Below are 12429 nucleotides of genomic sequence, written 5' to 3' on the forward strand. Positions count from 1 at the left end.
CCACCCGTCCCACCACCAGGAAGCCGGTCGCCGCCGCCAGGCTGAGCATCCTGGAGATCGAGATGTCCGGCGGCCCAGGCCAGTCCGACGCCGACGGCTGCTACATGCCGCCGGTGCACTTCCAGACGTACGTGGAGTCCAGCAGGCCCGGCGTCTGGGTCTCCTACGCCTGGCTGATCGACGGTCAGGTGAAGGAACGCAGCCGGAGCTGGGTCCCCGAGGGCGAGTACAAGGCGTTCGTGACCGCCGGCCAGTACATGCTCAAGGCCGGCCGGCACACGATCACCCTGCGCGTCACCTCGCCGGCCGCGGTGAGCAAGAGCATCGGCATCGACGTCTGCGCGCTGCCCACATGGTGACGCCGGACTTCATCGGCCCCTACCGCCTGATCAGGCCGCTGGGGGAGGGCGGCCAGGGCGTGGTCCACCTGGCCGAGGCGCCGGACGGCACACGGGTCGCGATCAAGGTCCTGCACGAGGGCATGACCGGCGACGGGCGCTTCGCCAAGGAGATCGCCGCGCTGCGCCGGGTGGAGCCGTTCTGCGTCGCACAGGTGCTGGACGCGTCGCTGGGCGCCCGGCCGTACATCGTGACCGAGTACGTCGAGGGGCCGCCGCTCAGCGAGGCCGGCCGTCACGCGGGGGCCGACCTGCAGCGGCTGGCGGTCGCCACGGCCACCGCGCTGGCCGCCGTCCACCGGGCCGGGGTGGTGCACCGCGACTTCAAGCCCGCCAACGTGCTGCTCGGCCGCGACGGGCCGCGCGTCATCGACTTCGGCATCGCCCGCGCCGTGGACTCCGCGCTCACCCACACCAGCAGCGTCTTCGGCACGCCGACGTACATGGCGCCGGAGCAGTTCGCCGGCGCGCCGGTCGGCCCGGCCACGGACGTGTTCGCGTGGGGCTCGGTGATGGTGTTCGCGGCGACCGGCCGGCCGCCGTTCGGCAACGACTCGGTGCCGGCGGTGCTGAACCGGGTGATGTACGAGCCGCCGCGCCTCGACGGGGTGCCCGAGCCGCTGCGCGCGATCGTGTCCGCCTGCCTTGCCAAGGACCCGGCGGCCCGGCCGGCGATGCAGGACGTCCTCTTCCAGCTCATCGGCGCCCAGCCACCGGGCTCAGCCCCACGGCCTGTCCCACCGCCAGTGCCCCCGCCTGTTCCGCAGCCGGTTCCACCACTTCGCCCGCAGTTGGGCCCGCAGCCTGTTCCCCCGCCCCCGCCCGGGCCTCGGCCGGGCCGGGGGACACCCGCGCTGGTCGCCGGCGGCGTCGCGCTGGCCGTGACCGGGGCCGTCGTCGCCGCCACGATCTGGTGGCCGTTCACGGACCGGCCGTCGCCCACGGGCACCGCCGCGGCCGTGCTCCCGGACTCGTCGGCGTCCACGACCGGGAGCTCCGCCGCCCCGCCGCGCCGCACCTCACGTCCCAGACCCAGCGGGACGAGGACCGGCACCCGGCCGAAGACCACGACGGCCACGAAGACCCCGGCACCGGCGCCGACCACGTCCAGGCCGGTCACGTCCGAACCCGCCACACCCAAGCCCACGGCGACCAGAACCGGCGGCGGCGGCGCGGTGAGGTCGTTCGCCTTCACCTACGAGGGCGACCAGATGAGAGGCGGCTGCTGGCACTACACGCTGAACATCTACGCCAGTGTCTCGGCCACCGGCCCCTACACCTACCGCTGGATCGTCAACGGCCAGAACCAGGGCAGGGAGTCCGGCAGCGCGGCCACCAGGCCGCTGCTGCCGACGATCGTGTGGAAGCGCGACGGCGCGCACAGCGTGGTGTTCGAGATCCTCACCCCGCAACGCGTCCGCAAGAGCTTCACGGTGAACATCTGCGGCTTCGACGAGTTCGGCTACTGACCCTCGGTCTCTGGGGCGGGACCGACGCGCAGGGGCAGTGTCCGCGGCCCGCGCACCTGACCGGTCGACCAGGTCACCGCCCCCGGATCGGCCAGCCCGAACGACGGGAACCGCGCCAGCCACACCTCCAGCGCCACCCGCAGCTCCATCCGCGCCAGATGCGAGCCGACGCACCGATGGATGCCCAGGCCGAACGCCGCGTGCCGGTTGACCTCCCGGTCGATGACCACCTCACCCGCCCGCTCGAACTGCGCCGGGTCGCGGTTGGCCGCCGGGAACGACAGCAGGATCCAGTCGTCGGCCTTCATCTCCACGCCGCGCCAGTGCATGTCCTCCTTCACCAGCCGCGCCATCGTGACCGGCGCGTACGCCCGCAGCAGCTCCTCCATCGCGGTCGGCAGCAGGCCGGGCTCGGCGACCAGCCGCTCCCGGTCGTCCGGCGTCCTGGCCAGGTGCCACAGCGACGCGCCGATCGCGCTCCACGTCGTGTCGATCCCGGCGATGAGCAGCAGCCCGATCGTGCCGGCCACGTGCGCGGCATCCAGCTTGCGGCCGTACAGCTCGGCGTCGATCAGGTACGTCGTGAGGTCGTCGCGCGGGTGGCCGACGTGGTCGCGGATCTGCTCGTGCAGGTAGTCGAACAGCTCCGACACCCGTTCCGTGCGCTGCTCGGGCGGCAGGTTGACGCCTTCGAGCACGTTCTCGATGAACACCCGGAACCGCGGCCCGTCCTCCGGCGGGAAACCGAGCATGTCGGCGATGACCCGCATCGGGATGTGCTGGGCGTAGTCGCGGGCGGCGTCCACGACGTCGCGGCCGGCCATCGCGTCGATGAGCTCGTGGCACAGCGCCCTGGTCGCCGCCTCCCGCTTGGCGACCGCGGTCTTGGTGAACGCCGCCAGCAGCAGCCGGCGCGCGTCGTGATGGAACGGCGGATCGGACGAGATGGGCGGCGACGCCCCGATCGGCGCCAGCTCGCCCGGCGGCCGGAAGTTGCTCATGATGACCGATCGCGAGGAGAAACGCTCGGTGTCGTAGGCGATGCCCGCCACGTCCTCGTACCGGGTCGGCAGCCAGCCGCCGCCGAACCTCTCGGTCCGCGCGATCGGGCAGCGCTGCCGCAGCTCGTCCTGGATCGGGTACGGGTCGGCCGCCCACTCGGGCTCCAGATGGGAGAAGTCGCTGGCCCAGTCGCCGACCGGGCCGGTGACGATCTCGTTGCGCTTGCCGAGCGGCTGGTCGGACCTGGCGTCGCGGAAATCCTGGGAGAAGCGGTCGTCGACGGTCATCTCACGCCTCTCCGAGCACGATGATCGCGTTTTCCGGGCAGTTGGAGATCGCCAGCCGGGCCGCACGCTCCTGGCCCTCCGGCACGACGCCGCCGCCTGGCACCGTCCCGTAGCCTTCCTCGTCCTCGCCGAACAGGTCGGGAGCCAGGGTGTAGCAACGGCCGTGTCCTTGGCAGCGTTCGGGATCGATCTGGACTTTCACTGACATGCTTCCCTCTGTACGGCGATAACGGACGGCACAGCATCGGCGCGTGGTACGGCATCGGCGGGCGGGACGGGTTCGGGAGGCGGGACGGGTTCGCGAGACGGCCCGCCGCCCCGCGCCCGGCCGGGGCCGGGAGCCTGACCGGGGGACAGGGCGGTGACTAGGCGGGTGAGCAGGGCAGCCCACTCCTCCTCATCGACCGCATGCAGATCAGGCGTGACGAGGGCGCTCCCCATCGCCAGCAACAGGCAGAAATGGGCCAGCGCGTCCGGCGACAACGCCTGATCGAGCTCGCCGTCACGCTGCCCGGCCCGGACGAGCTCGGCGATCCAGCCGGCCCGCTCACCCATGTCGTCGCGCATCGGCCCGGCCACGTCCTCGTCCCTGCGGGCCGCGACCAGCGCCTCGACGATGAGGTAACCCCGGGCGTCGCGCCGCCGCGGCAGCCGCCGTCCGATCTCGATGAGCAACCCCGCGATCGACCGCTCAGGATCGGCCGCCAGCAGCCCGGCCAGCAACGGCCGCCCATACGCCCGCAACGCCGCCACCAGCAGCTCGGCCTTGGAACCGAAGTGCGCGTAGAGCGCCCCGTTGCTCACCCCGGCAGCGGCCGCGATGTCGGCCACCCGCGTGCCGTCGTACCCGCGCCGCGCGAAGACGTCGGCGGCGGCACGCAACAACCGCTCCCGCGTCTCCGCGGCGGTGACGCCCGCGATCCGGCCCATGAACGAATTAAAAATTCGTTCATTTGTATCCGTCAAGACTCCCGGCGGAACCGTCGGCCGATGCCCGTGTCATGAAGCCCGGAAGCACGGCCTCCAGGCACCCATCGCTTGTGCACCCCGGCTTCGGTTGCGTGCCGACCATGTCCGCGGCCGGCTTCACCCCGCTCCGCGTCACCCGCCGGTCGCCCGCGCTCGGCCGCACCCGGATCCGGGACCGGGCGAGAGCCAACGGCTACCGGGTCGGCGCGCGCGGCCGGGTGGCTCCGGAGATCGCCGAGGCCTTCTTCGCCGCCCATCCCGAGATCCTCGCGCAGGCGCGCACGTTCGAGACGGTCCGCGCCACCGCGAGAACCCCCGGCGCTTCGCCGGAGGATTACGCATGGCTGCTGGTCGCCGGCGGTGGGGAGCAGTCCGGGAGGTGATGTCCTGCCAACGGTCGTCCCGGTGTCCGGGGTTGTTCCCACGGGGGCAGTTCTCCCGCGCCCGCTGCGCGCGCAGCATCGGTTGAGCACATCCCGCGACACCACGACGATCGCAAGGGAGCGCGCCATGGGTACCACCGCAAGAAGATCGATGCTGGCCGGCCTGGCGGCCGTGCTGCTCTGGGCGGGCCTGCCGTCCGGCGCGGGCGCGCAGAGCGGCGCGGCGTTCGGCTGGACGCCGGTCGGCACCGTGGACCCGCAGCACGTCAGCTCGGCCGACACCCAGCTCGTGCTCTACGGGGTGCACGCCTTCACCCCGAACAACGTCGCCTTCAACCCGAGCGTGATTCCGGCTTCAGTGGCCCAGCTCGTGGTGCCGTACGTCGCGGTGCCCGACGGCAACCCGCACACCTACCGGCTGCGCTTCCACCTCGACACCACCGCCCCCGCCGGCACGCAGTACCAGCTCATCACGCCGTTCGGCGGTGGCACCGAGACCGTGAACGTCTCCGGCGGCGCTGTCACGCTCGACTTCACCGTCAGCGTCGACCTGGCCGGAGCGGGGTGGAGGTACTGGTCGTTGAAGAACAGCGGCGGCCACTCATGGGTTTTCACCAAGTGTGAGATCGACGAGCAGACACCGTGAGGACACTCGGCCGGTGATCCCGGCCTTGACGGGCAGGTGACCGTCGACTCGCGCCCCGGCGACTCCGCGTCCCACGCGGGGAGAGACCGGGGCGCACCCGCATCGGGGGCGGCTCCGCTCAGGGTCGAGGTTCATCACCGTTGCGCGGCGGCCACACCCGGCTTGACCGCCCCGCGCGATCTCGGCACCATGCCCGGCATGAGTGTCGGCCTGATCATCGCGATGACTCTCCGCCAGTGGGGCCACATCGACGCCTGCCTGGACGACGACGCCAACGTCGAGACGGTCGACGGCGACCCGCGGCGGGCGGAGCTCGCGCGTGACATCCGCGGCGCCGGCGCGGACCAGCTCACCCGCGAGACACCGGGCGTCCCCGGCGCACGTTCGTGGCCGCCGCCGGACACGATCGTGAGACCCAAGCTGACGATCGCGCAATGGCTGCTCACGATCGACGTCCTGGAGAGCTGGGCCGCGACCTGTGACCGAATGGGACATCACGACACGGCCGCTCGGCGCCGCGAGGTCCGCGAGCTGATCCTGGCCCGACTGCGCGCGCACGGCGTCCGGCCGCCCGGGGACGGGGCGAACCAATGATCGTGCGGTGACGTCCAACAGGGTCACGGCAGCAGGAAGGACTCACGTGATCACCTGGTGGAAAGGCCGCTTCGGCCGTCCGGCGTCCCCGAGCGCGTCCCGGGCATGGTGAGGCGCAGGCGCGGCGCACGTCCCGCGCATCGGATCGACGTGGGCCGGCTGCCCGAGGACGTCGTGGCGCTCATCGACGCACTCCAGCCCGGCGAGCACCTGGTCGTCACCCGCGACGGCGCGTCGATCGCGACGATCGCCGGCACCGTCGACGTGGTCCACGGGACCGTCGTCGAACGCGCCGCACCGGAGGAGGAGGAGCGTGATCGGCCACCGACGGACCATTCGGGCGTGACCGTCGTGGCCACCGCGATGGAGTTGTCGGCGGCGGCCCGGCTGGCGCTGTCCGACCGGCTCGGCGCTGACTACGTGGTGCTCGACCTGCACGCGGCCCCCGTGACGGCCGACGTGCTGCTGGTGCCGCCGGGCAGCCCGCAGCTCATCGGGGCGCTGCGGGCGGCGTTCCCGCAGGCGCGCGTCGTCGTCACCGAGATCGAGGACGACGAACTCGGGGTCCGATACCACGGCCCGGTCCGACGGCTGCTCGACGCCGGCGCCGACGCGTACCTGCCGCCGGTGAGCGTCCCCCAGCTGGCCAGGCAGCTCGAACACACGCTGAACCAGGGCCGCGAGCTCGCCGCCGGCGCGCCGCCCCTGCAGATCGCGCCGCCGTGACCGCGCTCGTCCGGACCCGGCGCTAGACGATCTCGAGGTTGGCCATCATGCCCATGTCCTCGTGTTCGGCGTTGTGGCAGTGGAAGAGGTAGCGGCCGCGGTAGCCGTCGAAACGGGTGATGATCTCCACCGATTCGCCCGGCCGCAGCGAGACGGTGTCCTTGAGTCCCGCGTCGTGGGGGAGCGGCGGCGAGCCGCCGCGCGAGAGCACCCGGAACCCGACCAGGTGCAGGTGGACGGGATGGTGCAGGTCGGCCACCAGCCGCCACACCTCGACGTCGCCCAGCCGGGTGGTGACGTCGGCGCGGGCCGGGTCGAACGGGAGCCCGTCGATCAGCCAGCCGCGGCCGCTGTGCGTCCGCCCGGCGCGGAAGGCGAGGTCGCGCACCCGGACGGCGTCCTCCCGCCGCCAGAACGGCAGGTCGGTGCTGAGCGTGCGCGGGACGCGGCTGTCGTCGGCGGCCCCGCGCGCGACCAGGAAGGCCATCACGTCACGGGTACGCCCGGAGCCCAGCCGGTTGACGATCCTGACCCGGCCGCCGATCGGCACGCCAGCGAAGTCGATGATCAGGTCGTGGCGTTCGGCCGGCGCGATCGGCAGCACCCGGTGCGTGACCGGGGCCTCGAGCAGCCCCTGGTCGGCGCCGATCTGGACGAGGTCGAGCGAGCGCCCGTCGTCGGTGACCGCCTCCAGCTCGTAGTGCCGGGCGTTGGAGGCGTTCAGCACGCGCAGCCGGTGGCGGGCCGCGTCGACCTCGTGCACCGGCCACGGGGCGCCGTTGACCAGGATGACGTCGCCGAGCACCCCGGCGAAGTACTCCTCGCGCACGCCCGGACGCGCGCGCAGCGTCGGGTCGAGCGAGGGGTAGGCGAGGCCGCCGTCGGCGGCGAACGCCCGGTCGGCGATCATCAGCGGCAGCTCGCGCGGGCCGGCGGGCAGGCCGAGCGCGTCCTCGGCGTCGTCGCGGACGACGTGCAGCCCGGCCAGCCCGCGCCAGATCGCCGGGGCGGTGAAGTCCATCCGGTGGTCGTGGTACCAGAGCAGCGCCGGACGCTGGTCGAGCGGGAAGGTGTAGTCGCGCGTCAGCTCGGACACCACGGCGCGCGGATCACGCATGCCGTGCCCGTGCCGGTGGCTCTCCTTCGGCCAGCCACCGGGGAGGACGAGGTCGGTCGGGTAGCCGTCGGAGGCCGCCGGGGTCCGGCCGCCGTGCAGGTGCACGACCGTCGGCACGGGCAGCTCGTTGCGGTGCCGTACGGTGACCGGACGGCCGCGGCGCGACTCGATCGTCGGCCCGGGGAAGGAGCCCTCGTACGTCCACAGCGGCGTCCTGATCCCGGGCAGGATCTCCGCGCTCACCTCGCGCTGGGTGATCTCGTAACGGTCGACGCCACCCGACGTGGCGACCGGCTTCAGCACGGCGGGCAGCGGCAACGGCACCTGGAACGGCGGCGGCAGTGGCACCTCGCTGCGCAGTTCGGCGCCGGTGATCGCGGGGCGGCGGGCCAGCGCGGCCGACGTCGTCAGGCCGGTGGCCGCCAGCAGCCCGAGCGCCCCGCCGATGCCCAGCACGTGCCGCCTGGTCACACCCGCGCCGCCACCGGTGTAGCCCCCCGCGCCGTGCTCGCCGTGCTCACGCATCGAGGACCTCCAGCCGCACGTGACCGTTCCGGCGGGCGGGGACGGGGGTAAGGGGACGGCGCCAGACGGAGATGAACTGCACGACGACCGCCGCCACGCTCATCACCCCCAGCGGTACGTGCAGCCACAACGCCCCGTCCAGACCGGCGAAGTACTGCACGTTCTCCGCCGCCACCACCCCCGCCGTGGCCAGGAACGGCCAGGCCCGGCGCAGCCGCACCCACAGCACGATCGCCACGATCAGCTGCAGGTAGCCGATGGAGGTGGTCACGTCGGCGCCGATCGCGTGCCGGCGCAGGCTGTCGAAGTCGCCGGTCAGATACACCCCGGCGAACACCGGCTGCGCGGCGATCGCCACCGTGTGCGCGCTGACGACGGCACGGAACACCCACCCGGCCGGCCCGGTCCGATGCGCGACGCCGGAGCCGTCGCCGCTGGTGACCATGAAGGTCCCTCCCACTGTGATCCGCTGAGTGAACACCTCCGACGCTATGGCTCGGGGGTTATCCTGTCTAAGATCAATATTGCTAAGGTGTTATGTATCGGGAGGCATGATGGAGCTGAACTCGCTCAGGCAGTTCCTGGTCGTGGCCCGGCTCGAACACCTCAGCCGGGCGGCCGACGAACTGCGCGTCGCCCAGCCGTCGCTGAGCCGCACCATCGCCCGGCTGGAGAGCGAGCTCGGCGCGCCGCTGTTCGACCGCAGCGGTCGGCTCCGGCTGAACGACGCGGGCCGGCTCTTCCGCGACTACGTCGAGCGTTCGCTGGGCGAGCTCGAGGCCGGGCGGCGTGCCGTCGCCGAGGCCACCAGCGAGGGTCTGGGCGCGGTGCGACTGGCCTCGGAGACGTTCCTCACCCTCACCGGGCCGCTGGCGGCCTACAAGCAGGCGCACCCCGCCGTCGAGATCGCCCTGCACTGGACGCCGGCCGACGAGATGTCCCGCCGCCTGCGCGCCCAGGACGTCGATCTGTGCGTGGCCTCGCAGCCGATCCAGGCCGAGGGGCTGGCGTCCGCGCGGCTGTTCGACGAACCCGTGGGGCTGGGCGTGCCGCTCGATCATCCGCTGGCCGGACGCGCGTCCGTGAGCGTCGACGAGCTCGCCGACCAGCCGTTCATCACCGCCCGCCCGGGGCACTGGATCCGGCGGCTGCTCGACCGGCTCCTCGCCGCGCGCGGCCGCACCCCGAGGATCGTCTGCGAGAGCGACGAGCCGGCGTCCATCGCGGAACTGATCGGCGCGGGGCTCGGCGTCGGGCTCGTGCCCGCCTTCGCCCGCCGCGGCGCGACGCGCGTCCCGGGCGTGTGGATCGCCGTCGACAGCCCCGACTGCCGCCGCACGGTCACCCTGTACTGGGGCGCCGACAGCCCGCTGCCGGCCGCCGCCCGCCTGATGCGCACCACGATCGTCGGCTGGGACTGGGCGGCCGGCGCCCCCGGGAAGGACGCCCCCGCCCTGCCGGACCCGGCGTGACCGTGCGGGCCTGATTGGGCGGTGGCGTGCGTGCCGGCCGGTGTCCCAGCCGGTTGGCGCGATCATCCACTCCCGGCCGGTGCGGGCGGCGCCGTCCCCGGCCAGTGCTGCTCGGCAGCGCCTGGGACGAGAGCCGCAGGGGGTCACTCCTCGGCCAGCGCGGCTTCCCCGACCAATGGGCGTAGCGTGTCGTTGGCCTGTTCCAGCGCGTTCAGCACGATCTCACGCTGTTCCTTGCTCACCCCGCCCATGGTCTGCTCGGCCAGCTCCGTCCAAGCCCGCTCGATGTCCGGCACCAGCTTGTGACCGGCGTCGGTGACCACGACACGTACTTGACGGCGATCGGTGGCGACCGGTTCGCGCCGGAACCAGCCGCCGGTCTCCAGGCGGGCGAGGCTGCGGGTGGCGGTCGGCTGCTCGACGCCGAGCCGGGCGGCCAACTGGGAGACCGTCATGCCGTCGCGTTCCTGCGCCAGCACCCACAGCAGCACGTCCTGGCCGGGATGCAGCCCGAGCGCGGCGAGCTTGCGCGCCTTGGCGGCCCGGTAGAGCTTGCTCATCTTGTTCAGCGCCCGATTGACGCGCATCGCCTCACTTGCGTCCACGACCCTCAGTCTACTATATGTATAGTCGGCTATTGGATAGTCGGCTATAGATTGGAGAAGCGATGGACCTCGGACTGAGTGGACGAGTCGCGCTGGTCACAGGGGCGTCAGGGGACATCGGCGGCGCGATCGCCACCGCGTTGGCGCACGAGGGAGCACTGATCGCCGCCGCCTGGCACAGCGGCCAAGGACGAGCCCGCGGCCTCGTCGACTCCATCACCCGAACGGGCGGACGAGCGATCGCGGTCCGGATCGACCAGCGTGACCGGGAATCGATCCAGGCGGCCATCGGCCAGGTGACGCGCGAACTCGGCGAGATCGCGGTCCTGGTCGCCAACGCCGTGTCCTGGCCGGCCCGAACGCCCGAGACCTGGGAGACCCTGACCGACAGCTTCACCGCGAACGTGACCGGGACACTGTCCGTGATCGACGCCGCGCTGCCCGGCATGAGGGCGGCAGGATGGGGGCGCATCATCGTGATCTCATCGGACGTGGTCGGCCAGCCGATACCGGCGGCAGCGGCCTACCCCGCCGCCAAGGGGGCGTTGGAGACGGCCGCATCGGTTCTCGCCGTCCGCGAGGCCCCGTACGGCATCCTCACCAACGTGGTCAGGCCGGGCTTCACGCTGACCGAACGGGCCCTGACCCATCCGGGATTCGGGCAGGACGTCGTCGACGCCGAAGCGGCCAAGACGCCGACCCGGCGCATCTGCACCCCGCAGGACGTCGCCTCCGCCGTCGCGTATCTCGGCTCGGCGGCGAACGGGCACGTCAACGGGGAGGTCATCTCGGTCGCGGGTGGACGCCACCTCACCAGATAACGCCAGGTGATCTCCCCGTACCGACGACTACATGACGACTGATCTTCGGGGCTTCCGAGACGTGATGGCTGCCCGCAAGAGTGATGGCAAACGAAGATCAGCTAGAGGGTTGGAACAGCTTCTTACGTGGTGGTCGCGGGTATAGGCCTATCCCGCGGTCATGCGCGGGCTTACCCGGGACGTTGTGTGTCGGCCCACCCGGTGGTCGTGTGCGCGGGCGTCAGCGCGAGTACGCCCGTGCCGCGCGTGGGCGTGTCGTCCGACAGTGCCAGCGGGCTGAGCCCGAGGGCGGCGGCGATGTCGGGCGCCAGGTCGAAGGCGAGCACGTGCCACTCCTCCGCCTCGTCGGCGCCGGCGATGTCCGGGTCCCAGTCGTCGGCGTAGCCGAGCTGTTCGCGCCAGGCGGCCCGCTCCTGGGGCAGCGGGGCGCCGATCGTGAGCAGGTGATCGTCCCCCTCGGAGGTCGCCGCGTACCTGCGGATCACCGTGCCGTGCTCGGCGACGAGCCAGGTCGACCCGTCCCCCTGGGCGCCGAAGTAGTAGGCCTGCGCCCGGCCGAACCGCGCGCTGAGACGTACGCAGGCGTCGAGCACGTCATCGCGGCGCGACGTGCCGTAGGGGTCGCACCAGGCGCCGAAGATCAGTGTCCAGCCGTCCACCTCGGGCGTGACGAAGACCCGGGACATGGGCTGAGCGTCCGCGGAGTCGTCGTGCTCGTCGGCGTCGATCATCTCCTGGGCCTCGGCGAAGGTGAGCGACAGCGAGCGTGAGAGCCCGAGCATCCGCATGATCTCCGCCTGGTCCCCGCCGGGGACGGCGATCCAGTGGTTCCAGCACGTCCAGATCGGCATCGGCCGGTCATCCGCTTCGGCACACATGCCAGGCATTATGGCCGCGTCCGCCCCAGTGGTTCAGGAGAACAGCCGGTACGGGTGCATTCCGTCGACCAGGCCGACGTCCGGCGGGTGCACGCTGTATCCCAGCATCCGGCGGGTCCGGGTGCTGAGCTGGCGGGCGACCTCCCGTCCGGGCGAGAGCGTGAACGCCTCGCGGGTACGCAGCCAGGGCTCGCAGTAACGCGGCGTGACCGTCAGGCAGGGCGCGGACGGCTGGGGTGGACGGGCGTGCCAGAGCGTACCGAGCAGGAGCACGCACGAACCGGGGGCGGGAGTGAGCGTCGTCCCTGGTCCGGTGGGACGGCAGTCGGCCCAGCGGTGGCTGCCGGGCCACACGGTGATGACGGTGTCTGCGTCGAGGGCCCACATCGCGGCGACCGACAGCGGCGGCCGCGGCCGCTCCAGCGGATAACACTGGTCGTCATAACCGGGGGAGTGGTAGCCGGCGAGGTTGTACCCGGCGAGGTTGTACCCGGCAGGGCCGTGGTCAGCGTGGGCGTGGCGGGCGGGGGCGTAGGT

At 72.3% G+C, this 12429-nt stretch carries 16 protein-coding genes; 8 read left to right on the top strand and 8 right to left on the bottom strand.

The annotated features are described in order from the left end of the window. Both HII36_RS48790 and HII36_RS48795 read left to right on the top strand, forming a co-directional pair. Nucleotides 1–359 (top strand): carbohydrate-binding protein (locus HII36_RS48790; protein WP_173530225.1); only part of this gene is annotated, 359 nt, incomplete at its 5' end. After that, complete coding sequence (locus HII36_RS48795; RefSeq protein ID WP_173530226.1) at nt 353–1867, top strand: serine/threonine-protein kinase; 1515 nt, start codon at nt 353–355, stop codon at nt 1865–1867. The genes HII36_RS48790 and HII36_RS48795, both read left to right, overlap by 7 nt. Here HII36_RS48795 and HII36_RS48800 read toward each other — a convergent pair. The 3 genes from HII36_RS48800 to HII36_RS48810 are packed head-to-tail and all read right to left on the bottom strand — an operon-like array spanning nt 1861 to nt 4086. Next, nucleotides 1861–3156 (bottom strand): cytochrome P450, encoded by a 1296-nt coding sequence (locus HII36_RS48800; protein ID WP_173530227.1) that lies wholly within the window; start codon nt 3154–3156, stop codon nt 1861–1863. The genes HII36_RS48795 and HII36_RS48800 overlap by 7 nt on opposite strands. Before the next feature lies 1 nt (nt 3157). Beyond that, nucleotides 3158–3364, bottom strand: coding sequence for a ferredoxin (locus tag HII36_RS48805; RefSeq protein ID WP_173530228.1), 207 nt, complete (start codon nt 3362–3364; stop codon nt 3158–3160). Continuing rightward, nucleotides 3355–4086 (bottom strand): TetR/AcrR family transcriptional regulator, encoded by a 732-nt coding sequence (locus HII36_RS48810; RefSeq protein ID WP_173530229.1) that lies wholly within the window; start codon nt 4084–4086, stop codon nt 3355–3357. Before HII36_RS48810 ends, HII36_RS48805 begins: the two co-directional genes overlap by 10 nt. Before the next feature lie 140 nt (nt 4087–4226). Between HII36_RS48810 and HII36_RS48815 the strand changes: the two genes are divergently transcribed. The 4 genes from HII36_RS48815 to HII36_RS48830 all read left to right on the top strand — a co-directional run bounded on the left by HII36_RS48815 (nt 4227) and on the right by HII36_RS48830 (nt 6474). After that, nucleotides 4227–4508 carry an Lsr2 family DNA-binding protein gene (locus tag HII36_RS48815; RefSeq protein WP_173530230.1) on the top strand — a complete coding sequence of 94 codons (282 nt, stop codon included), beginning with the start codon at nt 4227–4229 and terminating at the stop codon, nt 4506–4508. Between the two features lie 127 nt (nt 4509–4635). After that, a complete protein-coding gene (locus HII36_RS48820) occupies nt 4636–5154 on the top strand; it encodes a hypothetical protein (protein WP_173530231.1) in 519 nt (172 codons plus the stop codon). A gap of 198 nt (nt 5155–5352) precedes the next feature. Further along, on the top strand, nt 5353–5748 hold the full coding sequence (locus HII36_RS48825; RefSeq protein ID WP_173530232.1) for a hypothetical protein: 396 nt from the start codon (nt 5353–5355) through the stop codon (nt 5746–5748). A 57-nt stretch (nt 5749–5805) separates the two neighbouring features. Beyond that, complete coding sequence (locus tag HII36_RS48830; RefSeq protein ID WP_328808237.1) at nt 5806–6474, top strand: response regulator; 669 nt, start codon at nt 5806–5808, stop codon at nt 6472–6474. A 22-nt stretch (nt 6475–6496) separates the two neighbouring features. On the opposite strand, the gene HII36_RS48835 is transcribed toward HII36_RS48830, so the two are convergent. Further along, complete coding sequence (locus tag HII36_RS48835) at nt 6497–8116, bottom strand: multicopper oxidase family protein (RefSeq protein WP_173530233.1); 1620 nt, start codon at nt 8114–8116, stop codon at nt 6497–6499. Next, on the bottom strand, nt 8109–8561 hold the full coding sequence (locus HII36_RS48840) for a hypothetical protein (RefSeq protein ID WP_173530234.1): 453 nt from the start codon (nt 8559–8561) through the stop codon (nt 8109–8111). Before HII36_RS48840 ends, HII36_RS48835 begins: the two co-directional genes overlap by 8 nt. A gap of 106 nt (nt 8562–8667) precedes the next feature. Between HII36_RS48840 and HII36_RS48845 the strand changes: the two genes are divergently transcribed. Beyond that, nucleotides 8668–9588 carry a LysR family transcriptional regulator gene (locus tag HII36_RS48845; protein WP_236004813.1) on the top strand — a complete coding sequence of 307 codons (921 nt, stop codon included), beginning with the start codon at nt 8668–8670 and terminating at the stop codon, nt 9586–9588. A 143-nt stretch (nt 9589–9731) separates the two neighbouring features. Here HII36_RS48845 and HII36_RS48850 read toward each other — a convergent pair whose 3' ends face one another. Continuing rightward, entirely contained in the window at nt 9732–10193 is a 462-nt protein-coding gene (locus HII36_RS48850; protein WP_173530235.1) for a MarR family winged helix-turn-helix transcriptional regulator, read from the bottom strand. 62 nt (nt 10194–10255) lie between these two features. Between HII36_RS48850 and HII36_RS48855 the strand changes: the two genes are divergently transcribed. After that, nucleotides 10256–11014 carry an SDR family NAD(P)-dependent oxidoreductase gene (locus tag HII36_RS48855; protein ID WP_173530236.1) on the top strand — a complete coding sequence of 253 codons (759 nt, stop codon included), beginning with the start codon at nt 10256–10258 and terminating at the stop codon, nt 11012–11014. A 170-nt stretch (nt 11015–11184) separates the two neighbouring features. Here HII36_RS48855 and HII36_RS48860 read toward each other — a convergent pair whose 3' ends face one another. Both HII36_RS48860 and HII36_RS48865 read right to left on the bottom strand, forming a co-directional pair. After that, a complete protein-coding gene (locus HII36_RS48860) occupies nt 11185–11892 on the bottom strand; it encodes a hypothetical protein (RefSeq protein WP_217370909.1) in 708 nt (235 codons plus the stop codon). A gap of 33 nt (nt 11893–11925) precedes the next feature. Beyond that, on the bottom strand, nt 11926–12429 hold a 504-nt coding region (locus HII36_RS48865), incomplete at its 5' end, for a phytanoyl-CoA dioxygenase family protein (protein ID WP_217370910.1).

Source organism: Nonomuraea antri (genome assembly GCF_013283785.1).
Lineage (GTDB): Bacteria > Actinomycetota > Actinomycetes > Streptosporangiales > Streptosporangiaceae > Nonomuraea > Nonomuraea antri.